The organism is Nocardia sp. NBC_01388, from assembly GCF_045040085.1.
GTDB lineage: Bacteria > Actinomycetota > Actinomycetes > Mycobacteriales > Mycobacteriaceae > Nocardia.
Window position 1 is genome coordinate 2,311,640 of the sequence record NZ_CP109553.1, and the last position, 24,323, is coordinate 2,335,962.

40 protein-coding genes are annotated in these 24,323 nt (G+C 65.1%); 17 read left to right on the top strand and 23 right to left on the bottom strand.

Annotation, left to right across the window (positions count from 1 at the left end):
• Positions 1-76 precede the first annotated feature (76 nt).
• From OG716_RS11095 to OG716_RS11115, 5 genes are all read right to left on the bottom strand, one after another.
• Positions 77-325 carry a hypothetical protein gene (locus tag OG716_RS11095; protein WP_405137547.1) on the bottom strand — a complete coding sequence of 83 codons (249 nt, stop codon included), beginning with the start codon at positions 323-325 and terminating at the stop codon, positions 77-79.
• Positions 325-510: a hypothetical protein gene (locus tag OG716_RS11100; RefSeq protein WP_405137548.1), complete on the bottom strand. Its 186-nt coding sequence runs from the start codon at positions 508-510 to the stop codon at positions 325-327. Before OG716_RS11100 ends, OG716_RS11095 begins: the two co-directional genes overlap by 1 nt.
• Positions 510-923: a hypothetical protein gene (locus OG716_RS11105; protein WP_405137549.1), complete on the bottom strand. Its 414-nt coding sequence runs from the start codon at positions 921-923 to the stop codon at positions 510-512. The genes OG716_RS11100 and OG716_RS11105 overlap by 1 nt, the downstream gene beginning before the upstream one ends.
• 204 nt (positions 924-1,127) lie before the next feature.
• Positions 1,128-1,442: a hypothetical protein gene (locus OG716_RS11110; RefSeq protein ID WP_405137550.1), complete on the bottom strand. Its 315-nt coding sequence runs from the start codon at positions 1,440-1,442 to the stop codon at positions 1,128-1,130.
• Between the two features lie 338 nt (positions 1,443-1,780).
• Entirely contained in the window at positions 1,781-2,026 is a 246-nt protein-coding gene (locus tag OG716_RS11115) for a hypothetical protein (protein WP_405137551.1), read from the bottom strand.
• Between the two features lie 110 nt (positions 2,027-2,136).
• Here OG716_RS11115 and OG716_RS11120 point away from each other — a divergent pair, with 110 nt between their 5' ends.
• Genes OG716_RS11120 through OG716_RS11130 form a run of 3 tightly spaced genes read left to right on the top strand, consistent with a single transcriptional unit; the run spans position 2,137 to position 3,135 of the window.
• Positions 2,137-2,754: a hypothetical protein gene (locus OG716_RS11120; RefSeq protein WP_405137552.1), complete on the top strand. Its 618-nt coding sequence runs from the start codon at positions 2,137-2,139 to the stop codon at positions 2,752-2,754.
• Positions 2,751-2,939 (top strand): hypothetical protein, encoded by a 189-nt coding sequence (locus OG716_RS11125; protein ID WP_405137553.1) that lies wholly within the window; start codon positions 2,751-2,753, stop codon positions 2,937-2,939. The genes OG716_RS11120 and OG716_RS11125 overlap by 4 nt, the downstream gene beginning before the upstream one ends.
• Positions 2,926-3,135 carry a hypothetical protein gene (locus OG716_RS11130; RefSeq protein WP_405137554.1) on the top strand — a complete coding sequence of 70 codons (210 nt, stop codon included), beginning with the start codon at positions 2,926-2,928 and terminating at the stop codon, positions 3,133-3,135. The genes OG716_RS11125 and OG716_RS11130 overlap by 14 nt, the downstream gene beginning before the upstream one ends.
• Positions 3,136-3,246: 111 nt before the next feature.
• Here OG716_RS11130 and OG716_RS11135 read toward each other — a convergent pair whose 3' ends face one another.
• The 5 genes from OG716_RS11135 to OG716_RS11155 all read right to left on the bottom strand — a co-directional run bounded on the left by OG716_RS11135 (position 3,247) and on the right by OG716_RS11155 (position 7,725).
• Entirely contained in the window at positions 3,247-3,480 is a 234-nt protein-coding gene (locus OG716_RS11135) for a hypothetical protein (protein WP_405137555.1), read from the bottom strand.
• Positions 3,481-3,579: 99 nt separating this feature from the next.
• On the bottom strand, positions 3,580-4,230 hold the full coding sequence (locus OG716_RS11140) for a hypothetical protein (RefSeq protein WP_405137556.1): 651 nt from the start codon (positions 4,228-4,230) through the stop codon (positions 3,580-3,582).
• A 100-nt stretch (positions 4,231-4,330) separates the two neighbouring features.
• Positions 4,331-4,960 carry a vWA domain-containing protein gene (locus tag OG716_RS11145; RefSeq protein ID WP_405137557.1) on the bottom strand — a complete coding sequence of 210 codons (630 nt, stop codon included), beginning with the start codon at positions 4,958-4,960 and terminating at the stop codon, positions 4,331-4,333.
• 283 nt (positions 4,961-5,243) lie between these two features.
• Positions 5,244-6,845, bottom strand: a complete 1,602-nt coding sequence (locus tag OG716_RS11150) for a TROVE domain-containing protein (protein WP_405137558.1) — start codon at positions 6,843-6,845, stop codon at positions 5,244-5,246.
• A 652-nt stretch (positions 6,846-7,497) separates the two neighbouring features.
• On the bottom strand, positions 7,498-7,725 hold the full coding sequence (locus OG716_RS11155; protein ID WP_405137559.1) for a hypothetical protein: 228 nt from the start codon (positions 7,723-7,725) through the stop codon (positions 7,498-7,500).
• A 209-nt stretch (positions 7,726-7,934) separates the two neighbouring features.
• Here OG716_RS11155 and OG716_RS11160 point away from each other — a divergent pair, with 209 nt between their 5' ends.
• A complete protein-coding gene (locus OG716_RS11160; protein ID WP_405137560.1) occupies positions 7,935-8,090 on the top strand; it encodes a hypothetical protein in 156 nt (51 codons plus the stop codon).
• Here the strand turns inward: OG716_RS11160 and OG716_RS11165 are convergent.
• The 10 genes from OG716_RS11165 to OG716_RS11210 form a co-directional block, all read right to left on the bottom strand.
• On the bottom strand, positions 8,084-8,377 hold the full coding sequence (locus tag OG716_RS11165; protein WP_405137561.1) for a hypothetical protein: 294 nt from the start codon (positions 8,375-8,377) through the stop codon (positions 8,084-8,086). The genes OG716_RS11160 and OG716_RS11165 overlap by 7 nt on opposite strands.
• 528 nt (positions 8,378-8,905) lie before the next feature.
• Positions 8,906-9,199 (bottom strand): hypothetical protein, encoded by a 294-nt coding sequence (locus OG716_RS11170; RefSeq protein WP_405137562.1) that lies wholly within the window; start codon positions 9,197-9,199, stop codon positions 8,906-8,908.
• Positions 9,200-9,455: 256 nt separating this feature from the next.
• Positions 9,456-9,881: a hypothetical protein gene (locus OG716_RS11175; RefSeq protein WP_405137563.1), complete on the bottom strand. Its 426-nt coding sequence runs from the start codon at positions 9,879-9,881 to the stop codon at positions 9,456-9,458.
• Positions 9,878-10,150, bottom strand: coding sequence for a hypothetical protein (locus OG716_RS11180; RefSeq protein WP_405137564.1), 273 nt, complete (start codon positions 10,148-10,150; stop codon positions 9,878-9,880). Before OG716_RS11180 ends, OG716_RS11175 begins: the two co-directional genes overlap by 4 nt.
• Positions 10,147-10,380, bottom strand: coding sequence for a helix-turn-helix domain-containing protein (locus OG716_RS11185; RefSeq protein WP_405137565.1), 234 nt, complete (start codon positions 10,378-10,380; stop codon positions 10,147-10,149). The genes OG716_RS11180 and OG716_RS11185 overlap by 4 nt, the downstream gene beginning before the upstream one ends.
• Positions 10,370-10,627: a hypothetical protein gene (locus tag OG716_RS11190; protein WP_405137566.1), complete on the bottom strand. Its 258-nt coding sequence runs from the start codon at positions 10,625-10,627 to the stop codon at positions 10,370-10,372. Before OG716_RS11190 ends, OG716_RS11185 begins: the two co-directional genes overlap by 11 nt.
• Positions 10,624-11,145, bottom strand: coding sequence for a hypothetical protein (locus OG716_RS11195; RefSeq protein WP_405137567.1), 522 nt, complete (start codon positions 11,143-11,145; stop codon positions 10,624-10,626). Before OG716_RS11195 ends, OG716_RS11190 begins: the two co-directional genes overlap by 4 nt.
• The gene (locus OG716_RS11200) at positions 11,142-11,543 is read right to left on the bottom strand and encodes a DUF6221 family protein (protein WP_405137568.1); all 402 of its coding nucleotides are present in this window, start codon (positions 11,541-11,543) and stop codon (positions 11,142-11,144) included. The genes OG716_RS11195 and OG716_RS11200 overlap by 4 nt, the downstream gene beginning before the upstream one ends.
• Entirely contained in the window at positions 11,540-11,716 is a 177-nt protein-coding gene (locus OG716_RS11205; protein ID WP_405137569.1) for a hypothetical protein, read from the bottom strand. The genes OG716_RS11200 and OG716_RS11205 overlap by 4 nt, the downstream gene beginning before the upstream one ends.
• Positions 11,717-11,770: 54 nt before the next feature.
• Positions 11,771-11,986, bottom strand: coding sequence for a hypothetical protein (locus OG716_RS11210; protein ID WP_405137570.1), 216 nt, complete (start codon positions 11,984-11,986; stop codon positions 11,771-11,773).
• A 96-nt stretch (positions 11,987-12,082) separates the two neighbouring features.
• Here OG716_RS11210 and OG716_RS11215 point away from each other — a divergent pair, with 96 nt between their 5' ends.
• From OG716_RS11215 to OG716_RS11260, 10 genes are all read left to right on the top strand, one after another.
• The gene (locus OG716_RS11215) at positions 12,083-12,241 is read left to right on the top strand and encodes a hypothetical protein (RefSeq protein WP_405137571.1); all 159 of its coding nucleotides are present in this window, start codon (positions 12,083-12,085) and stop codon (positions 12,239-12,241) included.
• 73 nt (positions 12,242-12,314) lie between these two features.
• Positions 12,315-12,497 carry a hypothetical protein gene (locus tag OG716_RS11220; protein WP_405137572.1) on the top strand — a complete coding sequence of 61 codons (183 nt, stop codon included), beginning with the start codon at positions 12,315-12,317 and terminating at the stop codon, positions 12,495-12,497.
• Between the two features lie 26 nt (positions 12,498-12,523).
• Positions 12,524-12,778, top strand: coding sequence for a hypothetical protein (locus tag OG716_RS11225; RefSeq protein WP_405137573.1), 255 nt, complete (start codon positions 12,524-12,526; stop codon positions 12,776-12,778).
• Positions 12,779-12,813: 35 nt separating this feature from the next.
• Entirely contained in the window at positions 12,814-13,023 is a 210-nt protein-coding gene (locus tag OG716_RS11230) for a hypothetical protein (RefSeq protein WP_405137574.1), read from the top strand.
• Positions 13,023-13,427, top strand: coding sequence for a hypothetical protein (locus tag OG716_RS11235; RefSeq protein WP_405137575.1), 405 nt, complete (start codon positions 13,023-13,025; stop codon positions 13,425-13,427). Before OG716_RS11230 ends, OG716_RS11235 begins: the two co-directional genes overlap by 1 nt.
• A gap of 426 nt (positions 13,428-13,853) precedes the next feature.
• Positions 13,854-14,318 carry a hypothetical protein gene (locus OG716_RS11240; RefSeq protein ID WP_405137576.1) on the top strand — a complete coding sequence of 155 codons (465 nt, stop codon included), beginning with the start codon at positions 13,854-13,856 and terminating at the stop codon, positions 14,316-14,318.
• Between the two features lie 230 nt (positions 14,319-14,548).
• Positions 14,549-14,977, top strand: a complete 429-nt coding sequence (locus tag OG716_RS11245) for a DUF6283 family protein (protein ID WP_405137577.1) — start codon at positions 14,549-14,551, stop codon at positions 14,975-14,977.
• Between the two features lie 412 nt (positions 14,978-15,389).
• Positions 15,390-15,533 carry a hypothetical protein gene (locus tag OG716_RS11250; protein ID WP_405137578.1) on the top strand — a complete coding sequence of 48 codons (144 nt, stop codon included), beginning with the start codon at positions 15,390-15,392 and terminating at the stop codon, positions 15,531-15,533.
• Complete coding sequence (locus OG716_RS11255; RefSeq protein ID WP_405137579.1) at positions 15,530-15,751, top strand: hypothetical protein; 222 nt, start codon at positions 15,530-15,532, stop codon at positions 15,749-15,751. The genes OG716_RS11250 and OG716_RS11255 overlap by 4 nt, the downstream gene beginning before the upstream one ends.
• A 1,318-nt stretch (positions 15,752-17,069) precedes the next feature.
• Complete coding sequence (locus OG716_RS11260) at positions 17,070-17,867, top strand: cytochrome P450 (protein ID WP_405137580.1); 798 nt, start codon at positions 17,070-17,072, stop codon at positions 17,865-17,867.
• A gap of 6 nt (positions 17,868-17,873) precedes the next feature.
• Here the strand turns inward: OG716_RS11260 and OG716_RS11265 are convergent, their stop codons facing one another.
• Positions 17,874-18,272, bottom strand: coding sequence for a MerR family transcriptional regulator (locus OG716_RS11265; RefSeq protein WP_405139629.1), 399 nt, complete (start codon positions 18,270-18,272; stop codon positions 17,874-17,876).
• A 106-nt stretch (positions 18,273-18,378) separates the two neighbouring features.
• On the opposite strand from OG716_RS11265, the gene OG716_RS11270 reads away from it, so the two are divergent.
• A complete protein-coding gene (locus tag OG716_RS11270) occupies positions 18,379-19,329 on the top strand; it encodes an MBL fold metallo-hydrolase (RefSeq protein ID WP_405137581.1) in 951 nt (316 codons plus the stop codon).
• A gap of 67 nt (positions 19,330-19,396) precedes the next feature.
• Here OG716_RS11270 and OG716_RS11275 read toward each other — a convergent pair whose 3' ends face one another.
• Both OG716_RS11275 and OG716_RS11280 read right to left on the bottom strand, forming a co-directional pair.
• Complete coding sequence (locus tag OG716_RS11275) at positions 19,397-19,864, bottom strand: hypothetical protein (protein ID WP_405137582.1); 468 nt, start codon at positions 19,862-19,864, stop codon at positions 19,397-19,399.
• A 190-nt stretch (positions 19,865-20,054) separates the two neighbouring features.
• Entirely contained in the window at positions 20,055-20,540 is a 486-nt protein-coding gene (locus OG716_RS11280) for a DUF4232 domain-containing protein (RefSeq protein ID WP_405137583.1), read from the bottom strand.
• A 285-nt stretch (positions 20,541-20,825) separates the two neighbouring features.
• Here OG716_RS11280 and OG716_RS11285 point away from each other — a divergent pair, with 285 nt between their 5' ends.
• Complete coding sequence (locus OG716_RS11285; protein ID WP_405137584.1) at positions 20,826-23,792, top strand: alpha/beta fold hydrolase; 2,967 nt, start codon at positions 20,826-20,828, stop codon at positions 23,790-23,792.
• Entirely contained in the window at positions 23,789-24,256 is a 468-nt protein-coding gene (locus OG716_RS11290) for a YbaB/EbfC family nucleoid-associated protein (RefSeq protein ID WP_405137585.1), read from the top strand. Before OG716_RS11285 ends, OG716_RS11290 begins: the two co-directional genes overlap by 4 nt.
• Positions 24,257-24,323: the final 67 nt, after the last annotated feature.

Below are 24,323 nucleotides of genomic sequence, written 5' to 3' on the forward strand. Positions count from 1 at the left end.
ACGTGGAGCGGCGCCCAGAACTCCAAGCTCCGGACCGGTGGGTGCAACAGGGACTGAATCCAGGCGAGACAGGGCATCAGGGCTCCTCGATCTTGATGGCGGCCATCCGGGCCTCGAACTGCTCCGGCGCCTCACCGGCGGCCAGGGACGTTCCGAGGGCTATCGCGAAGGCAGAGACGTACGGCGCGAGCGTCGCGTGGATGTGATCCCGGACCTCCGGCGGCAGGCCGAGGTGGGCGGTGAGGTCTGTGGCGACCCGCTCGATGGCTTCGAGCATGTTCTTCTCGATCAGTTCGCATGCGGCAGCGAAGCCTTCGATCGACATCAGGACTCCTCGGCTGCTTTTGCGATGCGCGCGAAAACGCTGAGATCGGTGGTGACGTTCACGCTGCCGTCCTCTGCGAGCTCGAATCTCACGGGGATCGTCACCGTGCCGACCACCGTGGGTTCCTTCGAGCCTGGGAATCGGATCAGGAGCTCGGCGGTGATCTCCGAAGGTGTTGCAGCCATCAGGACTCCTTGGTGCTGACGTGAACGAGATCAGCCGGCACGTCCGGGAAAGTGGGGCTTGGCATTTGGTCCAGCCATGCGGCCATCCGCTCCGCGGCTTCCTGCGGGGTGTGGCCATCCCACTCGGCGGCGGCATTGCGGATCGGGATGCGGAACTTGTACCAGTCGACGCTGTTGTCGCCGATCAGATAATGGTTGGTGATCTGCCCAGTCGGCAGCTGTGCGACGACAACGAACCATCGCCCGTCGAAGCACACCGATCCATCAGAGTGCCGGACTGATTTGTGAACGTCGAACTTCCCGGCGGCCGCCCACTCGTTGAACAGCAAGGCGTTGTACAGCATTCGGTAGTGGTACAGCTCAGCGAAGGTGTGATAGCCGTCGGAGGTGTCCGGGCCAATCTCCTGCGTCATCAGCGATCTCCTGCGGCATCGTGCCAATCGAGTGGTGCCGGATTGGCTGAGCCGTAGTAGTCCCGCACAAGCTGCCCCAACGGCTCAGGGAGACATCCCCGATCGGTCCAGCCTTGGGCAAGTGCGATGTCCTGTGCGCGTTTGAGCGCGCCGGCCATCTTCATCAGGACTCCTCCGGATACATCTGAAATAGATCGCCGCAGGTCAGTGCGGCAACGGTCCGTAATTCCCGGATGGTTCCGAAATAGCCGTTGGCGGTTGGACTTCGGTTACGCGGGCGAGAACCATGTCGTGGCACTCGATTCCATCTGCGTTAATTCCGGAATGCGTGCATGCGACCTGCCGGTACCGGCGGCCGTTGATCATCCAGTCGGCCAGTGGTTTCGGCGGTATGTAGCCGGGCGATCGGTAGTCGGCCGGCCAGTAGTACGTGCAGCCGACGGTGAGGAGCGCCGGAATCGCGTCATCGCCGCGGTCGTGCGAACCCGGGATGATTCCGCCGGTCGCGTACTCGGACATCAGGCACTCCTCGATAGCCACTCGGCTGCTTGCCGGTTCAGGAATTCGTCGGCCTCCCGGACGGTCCCCCAGTACCCACACAGAAGCCACTGCGGTTCCCGCCAATGCGGGCCAATCGGATTGCGAACGTCGCCGGCCCAGGACTCCCACGGTGCGAGCTGGGCTCGCTCGGTGCGTGGCCAGTCCCGGTTCTCGCGGCTCCGGCCGCCGCGTACGCAGCAGCCACGCGAGCAGGACCAGCGCATCATTCCCGGCATAACGGCTCCAGGATCGTGAGGAATCGGCATCCCCAAACTTGGGCCAAATTGGGTTTTCGTTTGGCCTTCGGTGGGATCCGACTACTGCGGAAGGGTGGGAGCGAGCAACACCGGGTCGCCGATCACGCCACCATCAGCGTCCCTTCGGCCCCAGTAGCACTCGGGATTGCCATGAGCATCGAGCCACATGATCCAGGTCGAGCCGTCGTCTCGAGCGCCTTCGATCCAGCCGGCGTAATTCTTCTCGATGCGCTCGATCTCGCCGGACTCGCCGCGGTGGACGATGCCTTCGTTGTCGCTGTATCGGCCGATGGAGATGTTTTGCATGGATGCTCCTGTGTCGGGTTGATGCCGGAACATCCATCCGGGCGAGTGTGGTCAACAGATTTACTGGTCAATTTCTTGACTGGTCAATGTTTTGACCGTAGTCTAATGGCATGACAACGAAGACCGCCCCCGCCAGCAAGACCCGCGAGTTCGCTCACCTCACCGATGAGGAGTTCGTCGCCGCTATCGAGGGCGCGCTGCGCACCGAGGACTACGAGCTGTTCGACCGGCTCGTCATCGAAGACCAGCACCGCATCCGGCTGGCCAAGGCGCGCGCCGCCCGCGTGGCCCGTCGTGAGGCTGCCTACGACAAGCTGATCGCCGCTGGTACCTCGCGTGAGGAAGCCACCGAGCGCGCGTACGGGGTGCGTGTCGAAACTCAGCGGCGCCGCACCGCTATCGCTCACCTGCGCGCGCAGGGCTACACCGGTCGCTCGTTCGATGAACTGTCCCGCAAGGCATTCCGCGACCACGTGTACACCGAATGGTTGCGTGCCGAGAGCGCGACCAACGGCTACCTGCTGTCGGCTGCCGGTGAGCGCGCCGACATGGACCCGCGCGACCTGTGGAACGGCAGCGAGGCTCGCGCCACCAAGATGGCCAGCGAAGAACTGCGCGCCTGGTGGGACACCAACGGCCGTACCTCGCTTGCGGAGTACCGGGCCGAGTTCCTGTCTCCCTCACGCGCCAACGCGCTGCGCGCCGCCCGTGCGGACTTCTTGCGGTGAGCCGCGCAGAGGACATGCGCCACGCGTATTGGGAAGGCGTCCAGTCCGCGACCGACCCGGCCGCCAGCAACCCGTATGCCGGCGCCGACGAAACATCGGACAACTACCGGCTGGCACAGCTGTGGGTCAAGGGTCGCGAGACCCGCATCGACGAACTGATCGGAACCGATGATGAACGACCATGACCGCGCCGAGTTGGACCTCGACGCTGCTGTGCGTGCAGTGCAGGCGGCCGACGAACGACTACGGCGCACCATGCGTGCCGCACGGCAGCACATGAGCGCCAATCAGGTTGCTGCGCGCGTCGCGCCGGTCATGTCACGCCCGAGTGCGTTGAAGATCGTCCGGCCGGCCGCGACACAGGATGGCACTGCCGATTGAGGTCCGGATCGAGGTGTTGCAGCGTGCAGCAGGGTACGAGCCGAATCCGGGCAGGGACTTCAGGTTCGATGGACTGCTGACACGCTGCAAGATTCTGCGGGGCGCCGGAGGCTACGCCCAACGGTTACGTGCAGCCGGATGGTCGCGGGTGGCACGTTCTGCTTTCGCGACGTCGATCACTTTGTACAGCTTGCGGTTTCGCTCATCGAGACCAGATTCTTTGAGGTGTCCGCGCGCTACCCAGTTGGTTATCGCCGCAATGGTCACCCCACACAAGCTCGCGGCTTGCGCGGCGGTGATGAGGTCTTCGATTCCGGCCGTGTTGTCGAGTGCTGCGCCAGCCAATCCAGGTCCCCTTTCACGGCAAAACCCCAGCTGGACAGGCAGCTGGGGTTCGTTGGGGCATACGTATTGCTCTGGCACGAAGATAACATGTGTAGTGGATCAGGCGGCACTGTCCAAGATCGTGTCGAGCACCATCCGCGTATAGAACGGGTAATGCTCTTCACCGATTACATGCCCGCAACCACCGCACTCGATGTAATCGCGCCCGATATCGATCGACCGGAACAATGTTCGGAGTTCACACACCGGGCACGGGGTCGGCAGAAGCTGCCGTGGACGGGTCAAGCCGAGCCGGGAACGCACCTGGTTGTGCAGGTCCCGCATTTCGGTGGCAGCATCCCCACCGAAGTCGGTGAGAGCGAGCTTGTCGATCCGGCATTCGAGGTAGTTCCATGCTGCACGCACCCGCAACCTCTCGGTGATCCCCGGGTGAGGTGGCGGGGTTTCACCGAGATATTCAGCGAGGCTGTCGTGGGTTTCGTTGAGCACCGCACCGATCTCGGCAGCAGTGTCGGACGCCCATTCGGCGGGATGCCCGAACACCTTCTGCGCGGTTCGCCGTTCCTGCCGGCCGCGGCGCGCGGGCATCGGTAATGCGGTGTGGATGCCCACCCAGTCCATGACCAACCAGCCGAGCGTCCGCGCGAACCGGGCTTGGCACGGTTCACACATGCCGAGGCTGGTCAGGTACGGGGCGCCGTGGTGGTCAGCGCAGTTCGGGAAGGTACACGGACCGATGCGATTGCCCATGGCCGCAGGCTAAGCGATTTCGCTGACGGTTCCGAGCCGCCACACAACTACGGCCCACCGCGGGGATTGCGGTGGGCCGTAGGGCCTGTTCATGTGCGTGTCACTCTCCGCCTGCAGCTGCCTTACGGTCGGCGTCGGAGAATCCGGTGAATGCGCCGGCGCCTCGGACATTGGTCGCCGCCCGGGACAGAACATCGAAGGTCTCCCGGGTGGAGTTCGTCGAGTAATGCATCGAATTGGCGCGCGCGATTCCCATGCTCACACCGGTCTGGACCGCGTCGAGGGTCGCGCCGAGGAACAGGTACGTCCACTTCCATTGGTCCTGCTGCTGTCGGATCAATGCCTGGACTGCGTCGTGTGTCCATTCGCTGGACGCGTTCTCGTGCCCGTCGGTGAGCACCACCACCAGGACCGATCCCGGGCGTTCGTCTTCCGGTGTTGCGCTGAGCTTCGCACCGATGTCGGTCGTCAGCTTCCCGATCCCGTCGTACAACGCGGTCATGCCGCGTGGCACCAGCTTCAACGGCGCCACATCGGCGACGGGGACATCGGAGTAGACGAGTTCGTATTCGTTGTCGAACTGCGCGAGCGTCACCGCTGCGGTGCAGGGCTTCTCCCGCTGATCACGGATGAACTGATCGAAACCACCCTCGGTGTCGCTGCGCACCGCGGCCATCGAGCCTGAGCGGTCCAGCAGAACAGCGATCAGAGTCTTGCCCGTGTCCGTCATGGCGTTTCCTTCCCTCGGTCGAGCGCTTCCAACGATGTTGATCAGGAATCCGGCGCGTTCACGGAACTCGCCCTTTCACCACGGCGGCAACCAATTCCGGGGAGCAGCCGACGGCCTTCGCCAGAGCGTCATATGTCCACCGTGTCGGGTCGTCAGCCCGCAACACCCGGATCAGAGCGTTGCGGGCGGTTCGGTGCCGGTCGGCCACTTCGCCGGTCTCGATGCTGAGGCGGTGGTGTTCTCGGGCTTGCTGTGCCCGGATATCAGAGACCACAGGGACGCCTCACAGCCCCCGGGCGAAGTCGGCCAGCAGGTTCGGAACCGCAGAGTCGAATCCGGCGACGTCGAGCATGCCGGCGTCGGACGGATCGGCGATCGTGAAATTCGTTGCGGTCATACCGACGACGACCAGCTTCGCTTCCGGGTTGACCTCGCGTCGGTACTGCGCCAGTGCCTGATGCGGATGGATTTGGCCGCCCCAGGTCTCGTTATCGGTGTAGCAGGCGAAAACATCGACCTGGACCTTGTTCTGGAGCGCGTACAGGATCGGCAGTGCGCAATCGGTGCCACCGAATGGCAGATTGCTCACCGTGCGGATCGCGTCGTCGAGGCGCTGACGTGGGCTGATCGGCAACCGGGTGAGACTGACTCCGTGGCCCGACATGAAACCGCGCGCCGAGGTGAATCCGACGATGTCGTACTCGGGCTCGGTGGACGCGGTCACCAATGCCAATGCCGCTGATGCTTCCCGGGCGCTGAGGGGCAGCCCGGAGATGGCTGCGGTCATCGACCCGGACACATCCAAGGCGAGCAGGTGCCGCTTCCCGGTTGGCTCGACCGCGTCGAACGCCGCATAGAAGGCGGCATCAAGGGCGTCGACGATCGGCCGCGACGGATCCCCGGTGCTCTCACCGCGCGCCGAATGACCGGATGCATAGGTGCGCTGCGCTACAAGGACATTCACCGGATGCACGCGCGCCTTCTTCAGCCGGTCAGCGTCGGCCAGCTGCGCGGCGACCTTCCCGGTCCGCGCGCCGAGCGGAGTGAGCAGGCCGAGCCGAGTCAGCCGCGGCAACTGCCGCATCAGAGCGGTCTGCGGGATCCCGTTGTCCAGTAGTGCCTCCCACGTGCCAGCTTCGTTCAACGCGGCGTCGGGCAGCATCTCCCACGACAGGCGGTATTCGCGCACCAGTCCGGGAATCTCGCTGACGGTGGCCGCCTGCGCACGCTGGAACCCCTCGACCAGGCGCAGCCCATCGAGGGACTCGCCGCGACCGCACGCCCAGTCGAACAGGCGAACGCGTGTGTCGTCGGTGGTTTCCGGGTGCGAGAGGCGCAGCAGGTCCCGGTGGGTCCAGCCTTCCCTCGACCGGTACTTCACCAGTTGGTAGGCCAGGTCATCGACTGTCTTGTCGATGTACCAGTTTCCGACTGCGCGGCGCAGGCCTCGACCCCAGCCGCGGAACTGCTCGATATACCGGGCGAAGAGGAACAGGTGGGTTCCGGTGCGCGCCACCAACGGCAGCGCATCCAGCGCGGTGCGGCGGCCGTCGACCTCACCCAGGGATGCTGCGGCGGCGAGTGCGAACAGCACGGTGTTCTGCTTCGGTGCCCGGCCAGCGGTGGAGATGGTGACGATTTCTGCGACCAGGTCCGCGGTACGGTTCCGCGCGAAATCCAGCACGACAGCGGCGTTTTCCTTCGTCAGGTCCGCAGCGTTGGTGTAGTACGTTCCACCGTCGGTGCCGAGTGTCAGGAACCGGCGCAGCCGAACCTCTGGTGTCACCTCGAAGGTGAAACCGCCGGCACTGTTGGGGACCTGCCGCGTATCGGCCCGCTCGGTCTGCGGGGTCGCGCGAAGGTTGATCGCTGCCAGTGCGTCCATGGCGTTCCTCGGGCTCGGCCCTCCACAGAGGGCATGTGGGTAGGCAGAGAAGGCGGGCGTGTTGTCACCGACCGGGATTGGGACAGGCGTCTTTGGCCGCTTGACTACGAAGAGCGAGCTCTCCGGCAGGATTTGAACCTGCGAATACCCGTTTGAGTTAACCGATCAACTCCGGCCCGCCTTCAGCTGACCATTACTTTCGGGACTAAGAGACGGGCATGTGAATGTGCACCGGGGGTCCACAGCAGGTAACCGATGCGCTCCGGCCCGTCCTCAATCGTCCGAGCGAGCGTAGGTGAGGCGGTCGTGGTGTTCCGACCGGGTTTAAGTGCTCTGCCAATTGAGCTACAGGAGCAAGCTCCTGACGGGGTTCGAACCCGCACCTCTCCATTAGAAGTGGTAACCGACCGAATCCGGCCCGCCCACACCGTTGCTCGCTGTATCGGCGCGACTGTAAACGATTACACCCTCACGCGCCAACCAGATTCCACCGAGTCGCCGATGCGCCCAGTCGTCGCCCCAGAAACGCCGAAAGCCGGGCGCGGAGGGGGGATTTCCGGACCGGCTTCCGACTACAGGTCGTTGCTTGGGACCACATATTTCGACTTCGGATGCGAGAGTACGCCGATACGCCGCAGATCTCGAGTCGCGCCTAAGTTGCAGGTAGCGCGATGCGTGCGAAGACGACGCGCGCCGGCATCCCCGGCTCGTGGGCCACTTCGGGGGAATCGAGCAGTGCTTCGATCGCGGCCACGACCTCCGCCGACGGGGCTGGGCGCACCACGGCCTGCACCGCCGTCCAGGGGTCGGTGCCGCTGTTGCGGGCGGCGGTCACCAGCAAGATCAGCGTGCGCAGCGGGACAGGTATCTGCCCTTCCATGATCGGCAGCCTAGTCGGCGGCACTGACCGTCGCTGGAGGGCTGACTGTCCTGCTGAGCCGTTTTCGCGGAGTGGCGAGGCGCGCTGTTATTCGCGGGGCGCGGCCGGTCGTCGCTCATCAGGCCGCCGGTCGGTGTGTGCTGGGTTGTCCCCGCGCCGCGCCGAATTCGGTGCCTGAGCGCTTCACCGCGGTTGGCTACGATCCTCCGGTGGCTGACGATGTGAAACTGTGCACGAACTGCAAGACGAACCCGACGGGCGACAACTGGATGCTGTGCCCGGCGTGCTTCGCGCGCCTGGACGACACAGCCCGCAACAACCCGTACGGCTGGATGGATCAGCGCGCCGAGGACACCGCTCAGTAGCGGTCGTCCATATCCGACGGTCGCGGTTCGATGTCCTCGCCCTCCGCGACGGCTTCCAGGAGGTCGAGAATGCGGCCCACTACAGCGGCCACCGGTTCCCCCTGCTGGTAGTCGACCGCTTCGAGGCCGAGGATCCGCAGGATGGTGTCAACGTCCTCGTGAGATGGCGGTGGATCGAACTTTCGGGCGACCGCCGAATAGACGTCGCTGGCGCCGTTTTCCACCGCGATGATGACCTCGCGCAGCAGCTCGCGTTGCTGCGGAGACATTAGTTCGTCGTCATCCACTGTCACCACCTCGAGGTCGCCGTTCGTCGAATGTGACCGCTTCGCATGTGGGTCCTGGTTCGGGCCGGCGGATCGACTCACCACACTCCGCGCACCGGTATCCGATATGACCGTCGCAGCTGCTGCCGTCCGTGTTGGTTCCGCGGCATGCTTGCCAACCGACGACAGTTCGACCGGGCAGGTAGAGATGGCCGCGGGGGCAGAAGATCGGGGCCGGTCGGACCCAGCCGTTCTCGGTTTCAACGAGGTCGTCGGAGTCGATCGCGGTGCCGTCGGGGTGCCGGAACCAGAGGCGGCGCTTCGAACTCACGTGCGAATGGTAGCGAATCGCGCGCGGGCGGAACCCGTTGCCTACATGGCGCGTCAGATCATTTATGGATGAACCAATCGAGTTCCGGCCCTACACAACCGCGGCCGCCGAACCACCGCCGGCCATCGTGGCGGTGATGTACGAAGAGCGCGAGCGGGCGCAGCGGGAATGGATCGTGCGGCGGCCGGGCGTTGGCGTACGACTGGGCGCCGCTGACCTCAGGGACTGTCGATACCCTCGACGGGAAGGTTTGTGCGCAAGCCAGCCAGTATCTCGTCCATCGGTGTGGGATCACGGTTCGCCAGTATCACCACCAACGCCGCGCAGGCCAAGGCCGTAGCCTGCGCATCACAGTCGTTCAGCACACCCTTTGCAGTCTCAATGTCCCTGCCCTGCAACGCTTCCAGTAAATCCACTGTGCACCACGCGCCGTCGATCGTCCTGCTCTTGGGGAAGACGCCCGAGAGGTCCAGGTCGTTGGTGGTCGCGGCGTAGTTTGGCTCGTCGCTCATGGATTCGACCCAATGAACTCGAGTCCCCGGCGCTCATTCCCGTCACGGTCTATCCACTCACCGCCGGTATGTCGAGCACTAGTTCGCAGATGCTCTGCGTAGTCCGCTTGTGCCTTCTCAGGTCTGCCCGCGTGTACCGCCCACCGGCAGGCGGCCGTCTCGCAGCGAACGGTATAGACGGAACCTGTCGCCTCGGCCAACGCCGCGGCGATCTCAGCGATCGAGGTCTGGTCGTTCATGGGTTGAATCCTCCCGCTCAGCGCCGCCCGGTGGGGCCTCGCCGGATCTGCGCGGTGCTTGGCGGCTGATCGGACAGCCTGCGACGATTAACCTCATCGCCTGGGTACGCGCCGTGATCACGAGGCGAGTCCGGGCCTTCGATGTGGCGATACCCGGTCGACGTGGCACCGGCAACCTCCATGATGTTGCCATCGATGGTCCAGTGCTTCTCACACACCGCGATCGCTCCACCGCAGTACATGCACGACAGATTGAAGCTCATGGCTTCGATCCTCCCCCATCGACAGCCCAGACGGACGTCCACTTGTCGGTTCGCAGTTGGCTTCCAGTAATAAACAGGCGGCAGAAGTGATGACAGAGTGAACGCGCCACCCGGGAGGAGGTGGACCGGGGAAGGCGCGGTGACGGAGCGCGGGCCCTCGATGAACTCCTCGATCGTCATGCTGTCCAATCCTGCCGGTAGTCCGGGTGTTCGGACCAGATGGCGGCTAGGGCACGTTGATCGGATTCGGGTAGCTCGCGAGCCGTCGAGGGCATGGCCAGCAGCTGGGTTGCGGTGCGTTCGGAGCGGGACCAGACGCTGCCGAAGCTGGCGCACCCCGGTCCTGTCCCGCGGCGGTCCATCTCGGCGTGGAACAGCGCGGAGGTGATCGTGTCGACGTCCGCTGCCCGCGCGGTCGCTCGGGCCTCGATGAACTCCTCGATGGTCACGATATTCCTCCGGTCGCCCGCAATAAATCCTCTGCCGGAACCCTGACCGCCTCCGCAATCAACGTGAGCTGCTGCGTGTCGATCCGAGATAGCCCTTCCTCGATCATCTGCCAGACGATGGGGTCCATCCCGGCAGTGTCGGCGGCTTCCTGGATGGTGAGGCCAGCGGTCTGCCGGGCTTCACCGATCACGATGCCCAGTGTCTTCTCGATGCTGCGGTCACCGGTCATGCTGCTGATCCTCTCCGAAGCTGTAGACGCCGTACCAGTCCGCCGAAGGGTGGTAACCGTGCATGGAGATGCGCCGGTTCGGTAGCCAGCCGCGATGGATTTGGCGCGCCCAGTACTGACAGCGCGCGGACAGCTCGGGCGGCGGGTCGATCCAATACGTCATCTCGTCAACCACTTTCGGCGGCCTGGGTTGCTCCAGCTTCACCCAGGCCCGCCCTTCGCTGCCGGTCTTGCCGACCGGGCTCACGAGTTCGTCCCTTCCGTCTCGTCGGCGAGGATCAGCATGGCCAACTCAAGGCCGGACCGATCGGCATCATTGGTCGTGCGCTTCGGTGCGGGCGCGGGCGAGCCGAAGGCCCAATTCGCGTAATCCTCTTCAGCCGCGGCGTCATCCGCGATCTGCCGCCGCAAGTATTCGGCCAGCCTGCGCAACGCAGCCGCAGCGTCCACACCCGGAAGTCCAGCCTCCACGCTGGCGAGTGCCCGCTCACGGCGTGCCAGCTTGTCCGCCATACGCTGACGGTACTGCCGTTCGTGCCATGGGATGTCCGGGCCGCCAAGCACTTCCGACACGGTCATGCGGCGCTGGAAGATCCCCACCTCGCCGTCAGTGTTGAGCCACATCGCGAACATCCACGAGCCGCTGGTATCGGTGCCTTCGGTGACGTTGGTGATCTCGGCGATCTGCTCACCGTCTTCCGATTCGTCGTAGAAGCGTTGCACAGCATCACGCACCTCGGCGAGGTCGATGTCCGTGGCGCTCATGACTCCTCCGTCTGGCCGGTGTCCTCGGGGTAGATGTCGGCCAGGGCCTCGATCGCCGCATACATCCCAGCTTCGAAGCCCGCGTCGCGATCCGACAGGACCGAATCGCGTTCCGCCTCCTCGTATCGGCGGAGCACCTTCCGCATCGCCTCCGCCCGGCGCAGCGTGGACGCAGGATCTTGGCGGGCAACGTGGTCGGAGGTGCGGCCGAGTCCCTCAGCGATGAATACGCCGCTGGAGTCCGCGACGGTCTCCACGTTCCCGTCGCGCGGGTGCTCGTACATGACCGGTTCCCAGTCGTATTCGAGGCGTGCTGGACCCTGGGTTGACCAGTGCGCGATCCGTTCCTCCTCGGCGAGGCCGGCGGTCAACCGGGACAGGAAGTCCGGGGTAGTCACGAGCGTGGCTCCTCGAGATATGCGTCGAACTCGCTGCTGCCCATCGGTGTCCAGCCCGACCGCTCAACGATGCTCAAGGCCAGCAGGGCATCCAAGCGTGTAGTGAATGGGCCAGTGTGACGGCCGATTTGGCGGTTCACGAGGAACGTGACGCCTTCGTCGGGGTTGGTCATGGCTTCTCCAGAATGCGGTAGATGGTACTGCGGTCGGTTTTGTCGTTCACGAGCTCACTCTTGCTGAAGGTCTGTTCTCGCGCCTTGCCCTGGGCGCTGCCACGCCTCGACGGTCTTCGGGAGCCAGCCGTGATGCTGACGCTCGGTGTCCTCCATGCCGATCACGGCGTCGGGCTCGGGCAGCCGGCCGTCGTGCTTGTAGCGGCGGATGGTTCCCGGGTCGAGGTCGTGGTACCTCGCGAAGTCTGCGGCGCTCATGTACTCCGTCACCCCACAACGGTATCCCAACTTTGCAACGCCATGTTGACGATATGCAACGTGACGTTGTAAGGTAGTCGTATCAGCAAGCGAGGCAAGGGGATTCAAATGGACTTCAGCGAGGCGCACTGGTTCCTCACCGGCCACGAATACGACAGCGCCTTCGCCAGCAAGGTCATCGCCCAGATCCAGCGGCTCAGCCTCCCCCTCACCAGCCGGAACCTCCGCCGGTGGGCGCGCATGCTCGCCCTGGAAACCAGTTTCTGATCGTTTGCGTCATGCCCGCTCCGGCGGGTGCAGCGTTGCCCGCTAGAACCGATTCCCACGCAAGGAGACTCAGATGACCCTCAACATCGGCGACCGCATCCGGTTCGACCACCACGATCGGATCCACGGTGTTTTTGAGGTCGAAGGAGAGATCGTGTACCCCATCTACGACGACAACGGGGAACTGGAGCGTGTCTGGGTCGCAGTCGGGCACCGCACCGCCAGCATCGAGCCCTGCCAGATCCTCGACCGCTAGAAACCGCCTCGCGCCAGGAGATTCGCATGACCACCGCCGCGCCCGTCTTCGACTTGCTCGAATACGACCGGTTCACCCAGACCTTCGAGACGGTCGCCTACCACCTGCCTTGGCTGACCGCAGCGCACAGCATGCGCGACCGTATGGACATCGTCCGTGAGGACCTCGAGGGCGCACGACTGCAGGTATGGCCCGCGAACACCGAAGGGGTCATGTGCGCCCAGATCGGTGGCAGCGTCACCGCACCCGAATTCGAGTGGGTCATCCGCCCCGCCCTCTGACAACGGAAACCTCTACCACACAAGGAGATACGAGTATGCCGACCAAGAATGATGCGACAGCCGAACAGAAGCTGGACCAACTGCGGGCCGTCGTGGCACCGGTGATGGCCTGGTACAACGACGTCATCGCCAAGGGCGAACCGGACGAGAGCTACCTCTACGACGTAACTGTCGACAAGTTCGAGGAAAAGCTCAGCCGGGGCGACTACCTGGCAATCATCGACATCCTGCGCACGGAGTCCTGATGACCTTCGCCGACATGTTCGACCGCGACCGATCCGACCAGAACATCCCGACCCCCACCGCCGAGGAATTCGCGGACGCCCAGTACCGCGTCGACTATGGGGAGGAACAGCCGGGTGACGAAGCCCTGACCCTGGCCTACAACGACCGTGTCCTGGTTCCCGCCCAGGACGCGTACGAGCGCAACGCTGCGGCGATGCATGAGTTCGTCACCGCCCGAGACGAGTTGGCGCATGCTGCCCTCTGCTACGTGCAGGCGCAGCTCGATCCGCGTGAGCACGCCCATTCGGCCGCGCAGGTCGAGCACACCGAAGAGCTGATGTGCCTTGCGGCCCGCCGGGTTGCGCGGGCTGTGGAGGCACTGCCGGAGGACAAGCGGCCGGTCGGGTGGGATGAGGATGAGTGACCACACCCTCACAGCCGGATGGGCAGTAGTCGACACCGTTTCCGCGAACCACGGCGAGGTTCGAAGCACTGTCACACCATTCAGCTCGAAGGATGCCGCCGTACGCAATCTGGTCAACGCGACCCGTCGCTACGGGTTGAACAGGACCCGTTCCGGAGAACAAGTGGCCCGATACCCCCGTGGACTCGTCATCGTTTCGGACGAACGTGAGCATCCGATCTTCGGGGTAGTGAGTCGGCGCCGCGAGTGGGAGGTGTTCGGCCCCGGCCTGGTCGCTGTGGACTGGGTACACGAACTGAGGTCGCGATAACCCACTGACTCGCCCCACCTCCCAGTAGTGAATATCGCGTCCGGCACACCCCGGGCGCGGTGTTGACCACTCGGAACGCCGTTTCACCACTCCCCCAACCTGATTGAGGTTCTGTCATGCCCAAATTCGCTGCCATTCTCGCTCGTCGTGCCGCCACTGCCGCCCGAGCGGCCGTCGCTCGCGCCGCGGCAACTCCCAGGGGACGCAAGATGATCACCAAGGCGCGCATGTTCGCGGCGCCGGCGGAGTGCATGGCCCGCAACGGGCTGAGCACCACCACCGCGCTGCGCACCGGCGCCCTGACCACCATCACCCCCGTCCTGGCCGCTATCGACCCGACCGGTGAGCTCGAGTTGGCCACACGTTTCTCCTCCCCGGCCGGGCGCGCTGTCACCGAAGCCTTCCGCGCCCTCAATGACGGCGACGAACCGCGCACTGCATGGAAGGTCGCCGACACCGGTTACCCGATCGAGGTCAAGGTGTACAACCTCGACAGCTCGCGTGACCGGCAGGCGCTCGGGGACGGCCTGACCCACTACAAGCGCACCGCGCAGGCGCTGATCGCGCTCGCCGCAGGTTGAGCCGATCGAGGTATACGCATATCTTGCCGACCGGCATGGGTTCGAGGAGGTCACGGCCGGTGACGCACCTACAAGCGCACCGCCGAGCGTTTCGCGGCTTGACTGCCGCAAGACGCGCCGGGGCGCGGCACCCGTGAGGCACAACGACTTCACGGAACGCCCAGCTTCCGGTCCAATCCGAATTTCCGACTCGGTCGCAGGGCGGCCCCCTCCGAAGAGAGAATCCGTAAATGAACGCCATCGGGGCGCCAGCGCCGCGCCCATGCGCCAGTTGTCCTTACCGGCGGGACGTTCCGTCCGGCATTTGGGCTGCCACCGAGTACTCCAAGCTTGCCGCGTACGACCGGCCGACCATGGAACAACCACCCGGCGTATTCCTGTGTCACCAGAACGATTCCGGTTCGTCTGCGAGTCGGGTGTGCGCCGGCTGGGCCGGTTGCCACGACGGAGATGAGCTCCTGGCGGTGCGCATCGGGGTAATGGACCAAACACTGAGCATCGAGACCGCGGAGGCGATCCGCGACTACACCTCACCAGTCCCGTTGTTCGGGTCGGGCAATGAGGCCGCCAAGGCTGGAATGGCGGAGATCGCCCAGCCAGGACCGGAGGCAGAGGCGGCAATCGTGAAGATCACGCGCCGACGGCAGGACCTGTACTAGCCGAGTCTCGTGGACGTCTCTCCAGCGGGCGATGCGACTTTGCCAGTCGCATGAGCGAAGCCCTGACCCGTAGGGGGATGCGCGTCAGGGCTTCAGCTGGTCAATCGCCCTGCTACTCAAGGTGTTACGTCCGCCCCTCACACACCAATCGAGCCCCGGACCGCGTGCGTCGGTCCGGGGCTCGTTCGGGGGTAATCACCCACACCGATCACATCAGCATGTTTGACCGGTGCACGTTATCAAGGTGCGGTTCATCCGCGCCGCCGCGTAACAGGTTTCGGGGCCGGGCCGGTTCACCGTACGATCGTTGCGGATCCTCGTATCCACTCGATGAGAGCGGCGCCGCCCCGGCTCCTGGCAAGGTCTCGCGGGGCGGCACCGTTGCCCCTTCCCACGCGCGCAGGCGGTACCCATGCAGCACGACCCGACCACCCGGTGTTCGATCACCTGCCCGGTCTGCCAGTGGACGTCCTACAACCCGCAGGACATCACGCACCGCTACTGCGGCAACTGCCACCAGTACCACGACACCAACCCCGCAGGATCGAAGCCATGAGCGACCCGATCCCAGCCTTGCTGAGACTCCAAGCGCAGCTGTTCGAGATGCACGCCGCGGCCCTGAGGCTCAAAGCTTCGGCGATCGAGTTCCACGCCAGCTGCAAGAGTCTGCACGACGCATTCCAGTCTGGAGTGGATCGGAATATGGCCGAGCATCCCGACATGGCAGAGCTGAACGTCATGCTGGACGGCTACTACGGGGCATCGAACCCATGAGTGACCAGGCCTCGATCGCTGATATCGCTGCGGCGTTGGCCGAGGCGACAGGCTCCGTCTATACCGTTCGCTGCGAGACGGCCGCCTGCCGGTGGGCGGTACACGCGGGCAGACCTGAGAAGGCACAAGCGGACTACGCAGAGCATCTGCGCACCAGCCCCCGGCACACCGGCGGGAAGTGGACCGACCGCGACGGGAATGAGCGCCGAGGGCTGGCGTCGCACTGACGTAGCCCGGCGGGGCGGCTAATCAGCCGGTTATAATATTTCTTCCGCGCTCTGAACAGCGAAAATAGCGGCCGCCCAATCCAACAGTGGATGGCGGTGGGGTTCGGTGGGTGGAGTCGCAGTGTCGCTCGGCTACGGCGCGGCATGACCCGGTCGGCCCCCGACCCCACGGACTTACGACGGGCTTCCCCTCGCCACCCCACCGCCACGAACCAGCCTACTGTCGTGCGGCGGCTTGGCGCGTGCGGTCATATGGCGGTTCCCGCGATCACGTACTGCGGGCATCTACCCTGGTGCCGCTCCGTGCTTCCGCAGAACACGCACGGCCCGGGGTTGCCGCCGTCGGGCTGACCGCAGTAGCCGGTCTCGCCGTGGTCGGTGAGGAACACCTGTACGGCCTGCCGGCCGCACGTGCATCGCTCACCGGGCCGCGCTCGGCGGATCTGGGTTTCGCTCACTGGCTTACTCTTTCTGCTACGTGGTAGTTGCCGCAGACGCATTCGTCGTAGCGGGTGCCGAGGCGCCCTGCGGCGGCGATCGCATGGCCGCGGTGGGATTCGGTCGGCAGGTCGGGCTCCGGACACGGTCGGATGCCTCGGATGCGGTTTTGGTGGCGGCGCTTCTCGGCGGCGGTCTTGTGGGTTCGTCGGCAGTAGAGAGCCGGGGAGTGCCTGGACACGAGTTCGAATCGGTTCCCGCACCATTGGCATTCGCGCATGTGTGGGGCGCTCACGAGGAGAGTTCCTTGCATCGATGCCGCCCCCGATTGGGGTTGCCGATCGGTTGCGGGGTTCGGAATCTCGCTGGCGTGTCGATGAGTCGACACGCTGGGCTGCCGCGGCGCCGGCTCGGGCGCGACGGCCGTGCTCGGCCGACCGCGAGAGCCGCTGCGGATGCCGGGGCGAGCAGGTTCGTCGCGCGGGAATCTCCGGGAATGTGCGGGAACGTCGCTCCATCTTCGGCTCCAACTATGAGGGCCGGAATTTCGGAATTTCGAGCCGCAAGGTGGGAATCCCCAGGAAACTCAGGGAATCGTAGGGAAGGTGGCCGTAGGCCGAAACCCTTTGGCCGCAGGGCAATTCCGTACCTCGATGCCTGGATATGCGGGAATGCAACTCTTCTTCGGCTGGAAGTATCCGCGGCTGCAGGGCTTCGGGCCGTGGAAGCGCTTCCGCGACAACCAGAACGCCATGAACGAGCTGCTCTACACCGAGATCGCCCAGCGCCGCGCGCATCCTGATCTCGATCAGCGTGCGGACGTGCTCTCCCGGCTGCTCGCCGTCGGATCCGGTGAGAATCCTTCCGACGCGGCACTGACCGATGTGGAGCTGCGCGACCAGCTCATCACCCTGCTGCTCGCGGGGCACGAGACCACGGCCTCGGCGCTGTCCTGGGCCTGCCACGAACTCGCCGCGCATCCCGATATTCAGGACACCGCCCGGGCCGCCGCGCACGAGGGTGACGACAAATATCTGGAGGCGGTGCTCAAGGAATCCATGCGACTGCGCACCGTCATCGCCGCCACCGGTCGCAGGCTAACTCGCGATATGACGATCGGTGGCCTGGACCTGCCGCGCGGCACCGTCGTCTCGACGTCGATTCTGCTGGCGCACAAGCGGACCGACAGCTTCCCGGATGCCACCGACTTCCGGCCCGAGCGCTTCCTCGACGGTTCGGTGGCCGCGAATACCTGGCTGCCGTTCGGTGGCGGCGTGCGCCGCTGCATCGGCGCTGGGTTCTCACTCATGGAGGGCACCGCAGTACTGCGTGAACTGCTGACCCACTACCGGTTATCGCTGCCTGCCGGGACCACGGACGAGCAGTCCCGAATTCGCAATATCACCCATGTGCCCGCCCACGGCGCACCCGTGGTGGCCACCACGCTGTGAGCTGAATCAGCGCAACGGCCGGCGTCTGCGATTCGCCCGACTGAAGTCCGAGCATTCGGCGCATTCGGCCACAACCCCGTGCCGGCAGTCGGCGAGGTGCTTCAGGAAGCGATCCGTCGCCCGCAGCAGGACGATCTGCTCCTGGATCTCGGCGCGTTTCTCCGCGATCAAGATCAGCCGCTCGTCGTGGGCACCGACGCCGAGCTGCCGAATCTGACCGAGCGACAGCCCGGTTCGCTGCAGCTTCAGAATCAACCGGGCAACGTCGAGAATGTTCTCGTCATAGCTGCGATGCCCCGAGGCACTGCGCGACGGCTGCAGCAGGCCGACCGATTCCCAATGCCGCAGCACATGCGCCTCGATGCCGAGCGCGGCCGCGGCATCCCCGATCTTCATATCCTGCATTGTGCTCACGATTTCCCCTTTACTTCATGTCGACCTTAAGTTTTAGCCTTCCACCGAGCCCGGCGCCACACCAGTCCGCCGGGCAGGGAGAACGGAGAGCGAGAACATGTCCGATCCAGTACACGGCCCGAGTTTTCTCGAATGCTGCGCTGCGGCAACCGGCCTGCTGCGAGGCGCGGTGCGACCGCGACCCGTCGATGAGCGATTCCTGCGGTCCCTCACCGATGCGGGCCTGCCCACTCCGCGCCGCACGGTACGCGTGACCGCGCTGGCCCAGGCCCCGCGTGTGGTGCCGACCGCCATGGTCGTCGAGGGAACCTTTGCGCCCCGGCGCATCACCAACTCGCTGACCTCGTTCATCGTGCAGCATCCGGAGGCGGCCTTCATCGTCGATCCGAGTGTTTGCCTCGACGCGGAAGACCGCGCGATCGCACAATTGCCCGCCGCACTGCGCGGCGTGGTCCGCCCACCCGCCGAGACCCTCGCGACCATTACCGCGCTGGGCCTCGAACCCGCGCTTCCCGCACCGGAATTCGCGCTACCCACCCATGCGCACTGGGACCACGTCTGCGGACTGCTCGATATGCCCGGCTTGCCGATCCACATGCACCGGACCGAGCGCGAGTGGGTCAGCAGCGGACCCATCGCTCCCGTCGGCGGCGTGCGCGACTCCCTGCTGGATCGGCCGGTCATCGAATACGACCTCGACGGCCCGCCCGTCCTGACCTTCACCCGCAGCCGAGACCTGTTCGGCGACGGCAGCATTGTGCTGGTCGACCTGGCAGGCCACACCCCCGGCAGCATCGGCGTACTCGCCCACACCCAGCGCGGCTGGGTCCTGCTCGCGGGCGACGCCGCCTGGCACACGCTGCAAATCGACAAGATCCGTCAGAAGTCCAGCTTCCCAGGCAATTTCGTCGACACCGACCGCGAGGAAACCTTCAAAACGCTGCACCGCCTGCACCTGGCCAAGCATTTCGCCACCGTCATACCCACCCACGATCACGAGGCGACCCGGCAACTGGCCACCGAATCGATTCAGCCGTCACGGAATTGACAGCGACTACTGCTGTCGCCGTGTGAATCATTTCCGTCCACGCCCTGCGTATTCGTGACGTTCGCCGTCACCTCTCCGGATCCCCGTGACAAACACCCAGACAGCTGGCGTGTTCGTCACGGGGACCCCGCGACGAGCGGTGCACCACACCCAGACAGGCTCTGCCCCAACACCGGTAGCCTCGCTCGATCTCAGCCAGGTACTGGCTCAGGTCGAAGCGGACTTCCTCAACGACCCGGTCGTCGGCGCCGGGGTACGTCAGATCGCTCCAGATGACAGTCTGGCCTCGGAGTTTGACCCGGACTTCGACTCCCGAGGAGCCGCTGGACGCTTCATCCTGCTCAGTTACCTGTGCGATCCGGGCGTGCTCGGTCGGATAAAGCGGTCCTCCCGGCCTGAGTAACCGGCTCGGGTGGCCGCCGACCGCGCCGCTGTTGCTGCGGGCGATGAAGTCGAGGCCATCAACAAAGAGGTAGGTATGCACGGCGCTGCACATCGATGGTCCGGAGCAGACGCTGATCAGCAACGTGCTCACGGAGGGGCAACCTGAACGACCAGTCAGGGTGGCGCGTACCACGCGCGGAGACCTACGAGGCATATGACCTCGGTGACGTCATGGAGCATGATCTTAGATGCGCTCTGGCCCTGACCGAACTCCGACGTCCCTACCTCCCATCCGAACCACCCGAAGTGGTCGGCCGTTGATCACGTTGTGTCCCAGCACGCTACTGCGCAGCGGTCACCGGGTGGATCTGTAATCGACAGGTGCCGATTCGCGCGGCGACCGTCATGGTGTCGGTGGTATTCGGTGGAGTGACAAGAAGATCGGTGTAAGTGGGGCACTGATTCCCCGAGTCGTCGAAGGCCACGCCTTCGACCACGGCCTGCGCGCCGTGCGTGCGGTCGAGAACGATCACCGGGTTCGCGTCCTCGCCCGAGGGCAGCCCGCCGAGGTATCCGCGCGGTGTCCGCTCGGCGTGCAGCAGCGGGCCACCGCTGCCGGAATCGACACCCGGATATCCACTCAGCGTGCAGGGCGGGCTGGCGTCGACCACCGAGAAACTCAGTCGCACGCCCCGATGCCCCATCCCCGGAGACATGACCGTGCCGCCGACGATCACCTGACCCGCACCACAGGGCGCGGGCGATGGCGACGTCTGTGCCGGTGCACTCTCACCTGGCTGCCCGGTTCCCGCCGCAATCGATGTCATCACCGCGGATGCGGTGGCAACCGTGGTGACAGCGGAAGCCTGCTGTCCGGAATCACCAGTACCGCTTGCACAGCCCGTGAGCCCCGCAACCGCGCAACAGGTCACGATTCCTGCGAATAGAGCTGTCGTCGTGCCCATGTATCCCCCATCGAGTGAGCAACTCAGCGATACCCATAGTTTCGCGCGGCATCGGCTCGGCGTTGCACCCTGGGCGACTTCCTTCGGGGTACACCGTCTCCCAACTATGGGAAGGGCCCTCGGGCTCGGGTGAATGAAGATTTATCCATGGCGCTGCCCGGCAATTTCCCGCTGGCGCTGGCCGAGGCGGTGCTCGGTCCACGACCGGAGGGCCGACCCGACAAAATGCGCCGCCTCGGCGACACCTGGTCCAGTAGCGCCGACACCCTGCGCACTGTCGCGGACTCCTACACCCAACTGGCCACGGCACTTCGGTCCTCGGGTAGCGGCGCCACCGTCGACCAGCTCGCCGCAAGCTATGAATCGTGCGCCGCCGACACCACCCGGACCGCCGACGCCTGCGACAGTTTCGCCGAGCAAACCTACGACGGCGCCAATTCCATTGATCTGGGTCAGCTGACCTGGGACGGCATGGCCGTCGTCACCGTCGCCCAATTGATCGCCGACGCAATGCTTCTCAATGCCGGCGCCGTCAAAGCCGTGGCAGATCGAGCCGCCGCGCGGGAAGGCTGGCGACGCTTCCTGGTGCAACTGCTCGACCGCTTGAGCGGCGCCGGGGTCACCTTCACGGTGACGCGCCGCGGCCTGCTCATGGCCGCCGCCGCACAGGGCGCGGGCGTGAACACGCTCGTCGCCACCGGTGCGCAACTGGTCCAGGAGGCGCAGGGACACCGTAGCCACCTCGACGGCCAGTCGATTGTCACCGCAGCCGTGAGCGGTGGTTTCGGCGGACTCGGGGGCGCGGCTCTGGCCCACGCGGTGGCTCCCGCACTCAGCCGATTCATGTTGCAGCGCTTCAGCACACCGGCGCGCGCCACGATCGGCTCCACCCTGCTGCTGGGCGGTCTCGGCGGAGTCGGCGGCGCCGTCACCGGATCGCTCGCCTCGGCCATGGTGACCGGGATCTACACCGGGCATCTACCCTCGTTGTTCGACCGCGAGTTCCTTTCCGGCATGGCCGGCGGATTGATCGGAGGCGCACTCGGCGGCACCGCGCATGCCGTCCACGCCGGCCTCACCCCGACGGCGCACGAGAGTCCCGAAGTCCGCGCTATCGCTGAACGCGAACATGCACTCGGCAAGGTACCTGGCGAAACGCATCCCCTCGGCGTCGAACCACCCGTACGCGGGCGATTCGATCAGCCGACGGCACACACACCCGATCCGGAGACGCGAGTGCCTGATGATGCTGTGGAACAGCATGATTCGGGCGATATCCGCGCTGTTGACCCGCATCCACCCGCCCCCTTGGGTCCGGACGTGATCGAGCGCTTGCAACTGCTGCAAGACCGCACGGTGACGATGCAGGCGGCAACAATGCACTACTTCCGTGCAGGCAGATCGCCTCGGACGGAACTGATCGAGGATGCGCAAAGCCGAATCAATCAGGAGATGGAGCGTTTACGCAGTACCGGCACAGTGATCAGGGATGTCCCGATCATCGCGGGCCCGGACAATACGCTGGCACTCAAGTGGCTGTTCGAACCGAAACAGGCCTATCCGCATGTGGTCGGGCTGGCTCGCACTGCCTTGGCTGCCTCGATCGTCGAGCGCGGCCAAATCGGCCCATGGTCGGATCGAGCCCAGGAAACATTGCGCGCCGCCCACCGGATGCTCTCCGACGCCGCGGCAATACTGGACCCAGCCCATCCCGGCGACCTTTTCGACCTGACCACCCTGGCGGCGGCAATCACCTGGACCGATCAGGACCCGAGCCATCAACTGGTCGACCCGGACGGCCCGGACGGCATCCCGCGCCCGTCCGCCGAACTGCTCGCCTCTATCGATCCGGGAGAAACCGCATCCCCCCACTGGTCAGATATCGCGGATCACACACAGTTCCGCGCCATTCATGCCTCGATCGAGTCGCGGCGCGAAGCATCGGAGGTCAGCGTGCGGGGATATCGCGCCGCACTGGACGAACTTCCCGATTCCGTTGCCCGCCAACTTCCCGAACCGAAGGAGACCACGGACCTCGGGTATTACTCGACACTGCATGCCACGCAGATGCCCGATGGGCGCAGAGTGGATATTCGCATACTCGGCGACCCGCACGGGTATCCCCTCGTACTCTCACCGGGCACCCCGGTCGGTGTCGATGGCCTGCTGCCGAACGCAAATATTCTGGCCGACAGGGGATTTGCCCTCATCGTGGTGGAGCGCCCCGGCTACGGCAACTCGACCCCCCTACCGGGGCGATCAGTCTCGGACTGCGCCCGCGATATCAGCTACGTCATGACCGAATTGCTGGCCGTCGACAAATACGGCGCCATCGGCCGGTCCGGCGGTGGAATGGTGACATACGCACTCGGCAGCCTGGACCCCGAGCATTGCGAGCGAGTCGTCACCGTCGGCGGAACGGCGCCTGTCCCGGGCGATCTGCAGCAATGGATTTCCGGAATGGGCGAGTCCAACCGTCTCGCGTACACGAGACCACAGGGTGGCGAGAACTCGGAGCTTTCCGTGGCCGAACGCCGCGCCGCGCTCGCACAGCGGGGGCTCGAGACTGTTCGGAAGATGTCCCACGACACGGCCGGAGACGGTGGATCATTGATCCGTACGAACGCGGATTCGTATGCCCGCAATGATTATCCCCCGCTGATGCATGGGTTCGATGCATACGTCCGCGGATATGAGCGAGCGCTACGCGTCAATGAGCGCGCATGGACCGACGATTCGGCCCAGCTGACAACGGCTTCGCATATCGACTTCACCAACTACCGAGTACCGGTCGATGTCGTCCAGGGACTCAATGATCCGTTCACGCCGCCCGCGCACGGAACCGTTCTGGCCGGTCTGGTTCGCACGGCGAGACTTCATCTGCTTCCGGAGGTCTCCCACATGATGGCCATGGATGTGACTCCTGTTGCTACGCAGTACTTTCGAGCCGAGCGGGACGCGTATCTCGCGCGCCCTCCCGCCACGGAATCCGCACAATTCCGCAATGCTGCCAAGGCGGAATCGATTGGAATCGCCGAGTCACTGCCTCTCCCCCTGCCCGATTGGGCGTATCTGCTTGAAAACGATGATTTACAAGGCTTTCTCAGAACATGAAATGGGGTGTGCTGCCGATGGACCGCTGGAAGAGGGAAAGCCTGCGCTCGGCCGACAACGGTCTGCGCGACCAGATCGAGGACACCGTGGACGCCTACGAGCGGCAGCAATCCGAACTGGCAGAACTGTTCCATCACCTCGATACCGCACGGGTGCAGGCCGATTCGGCCGATAAGCTGGTCGAGATCGTCGCAGACGGCGCAGGCGAGATCGTCGAGGTGCGCCTGACCGCCGCAGCCATGCGAACCGCACCTGAGCAACTCGGCCGATCCATCGTCGAGGCCGCCCGCGCTGCCACGCGGCTGGCGCAGCAGCAGACAGCCGCCCGTGCGGCCGTGATCACCGCTGGTCTCGAATCCCTGCCCGACCTACCCGACCTCGCCTCGGAAGCGCCCAGCCTGCACGACATTCGAGCACTGTTCCGCCGCGATGGCGACCCGCCCGGCCCTGCCCCGGTATCCTGAAGCGCAGTGCGTCCCGGGTCGGCTTCAGCGTTCCCGGGCCGCAATCGGCGACGTCCGATCGGTGCGA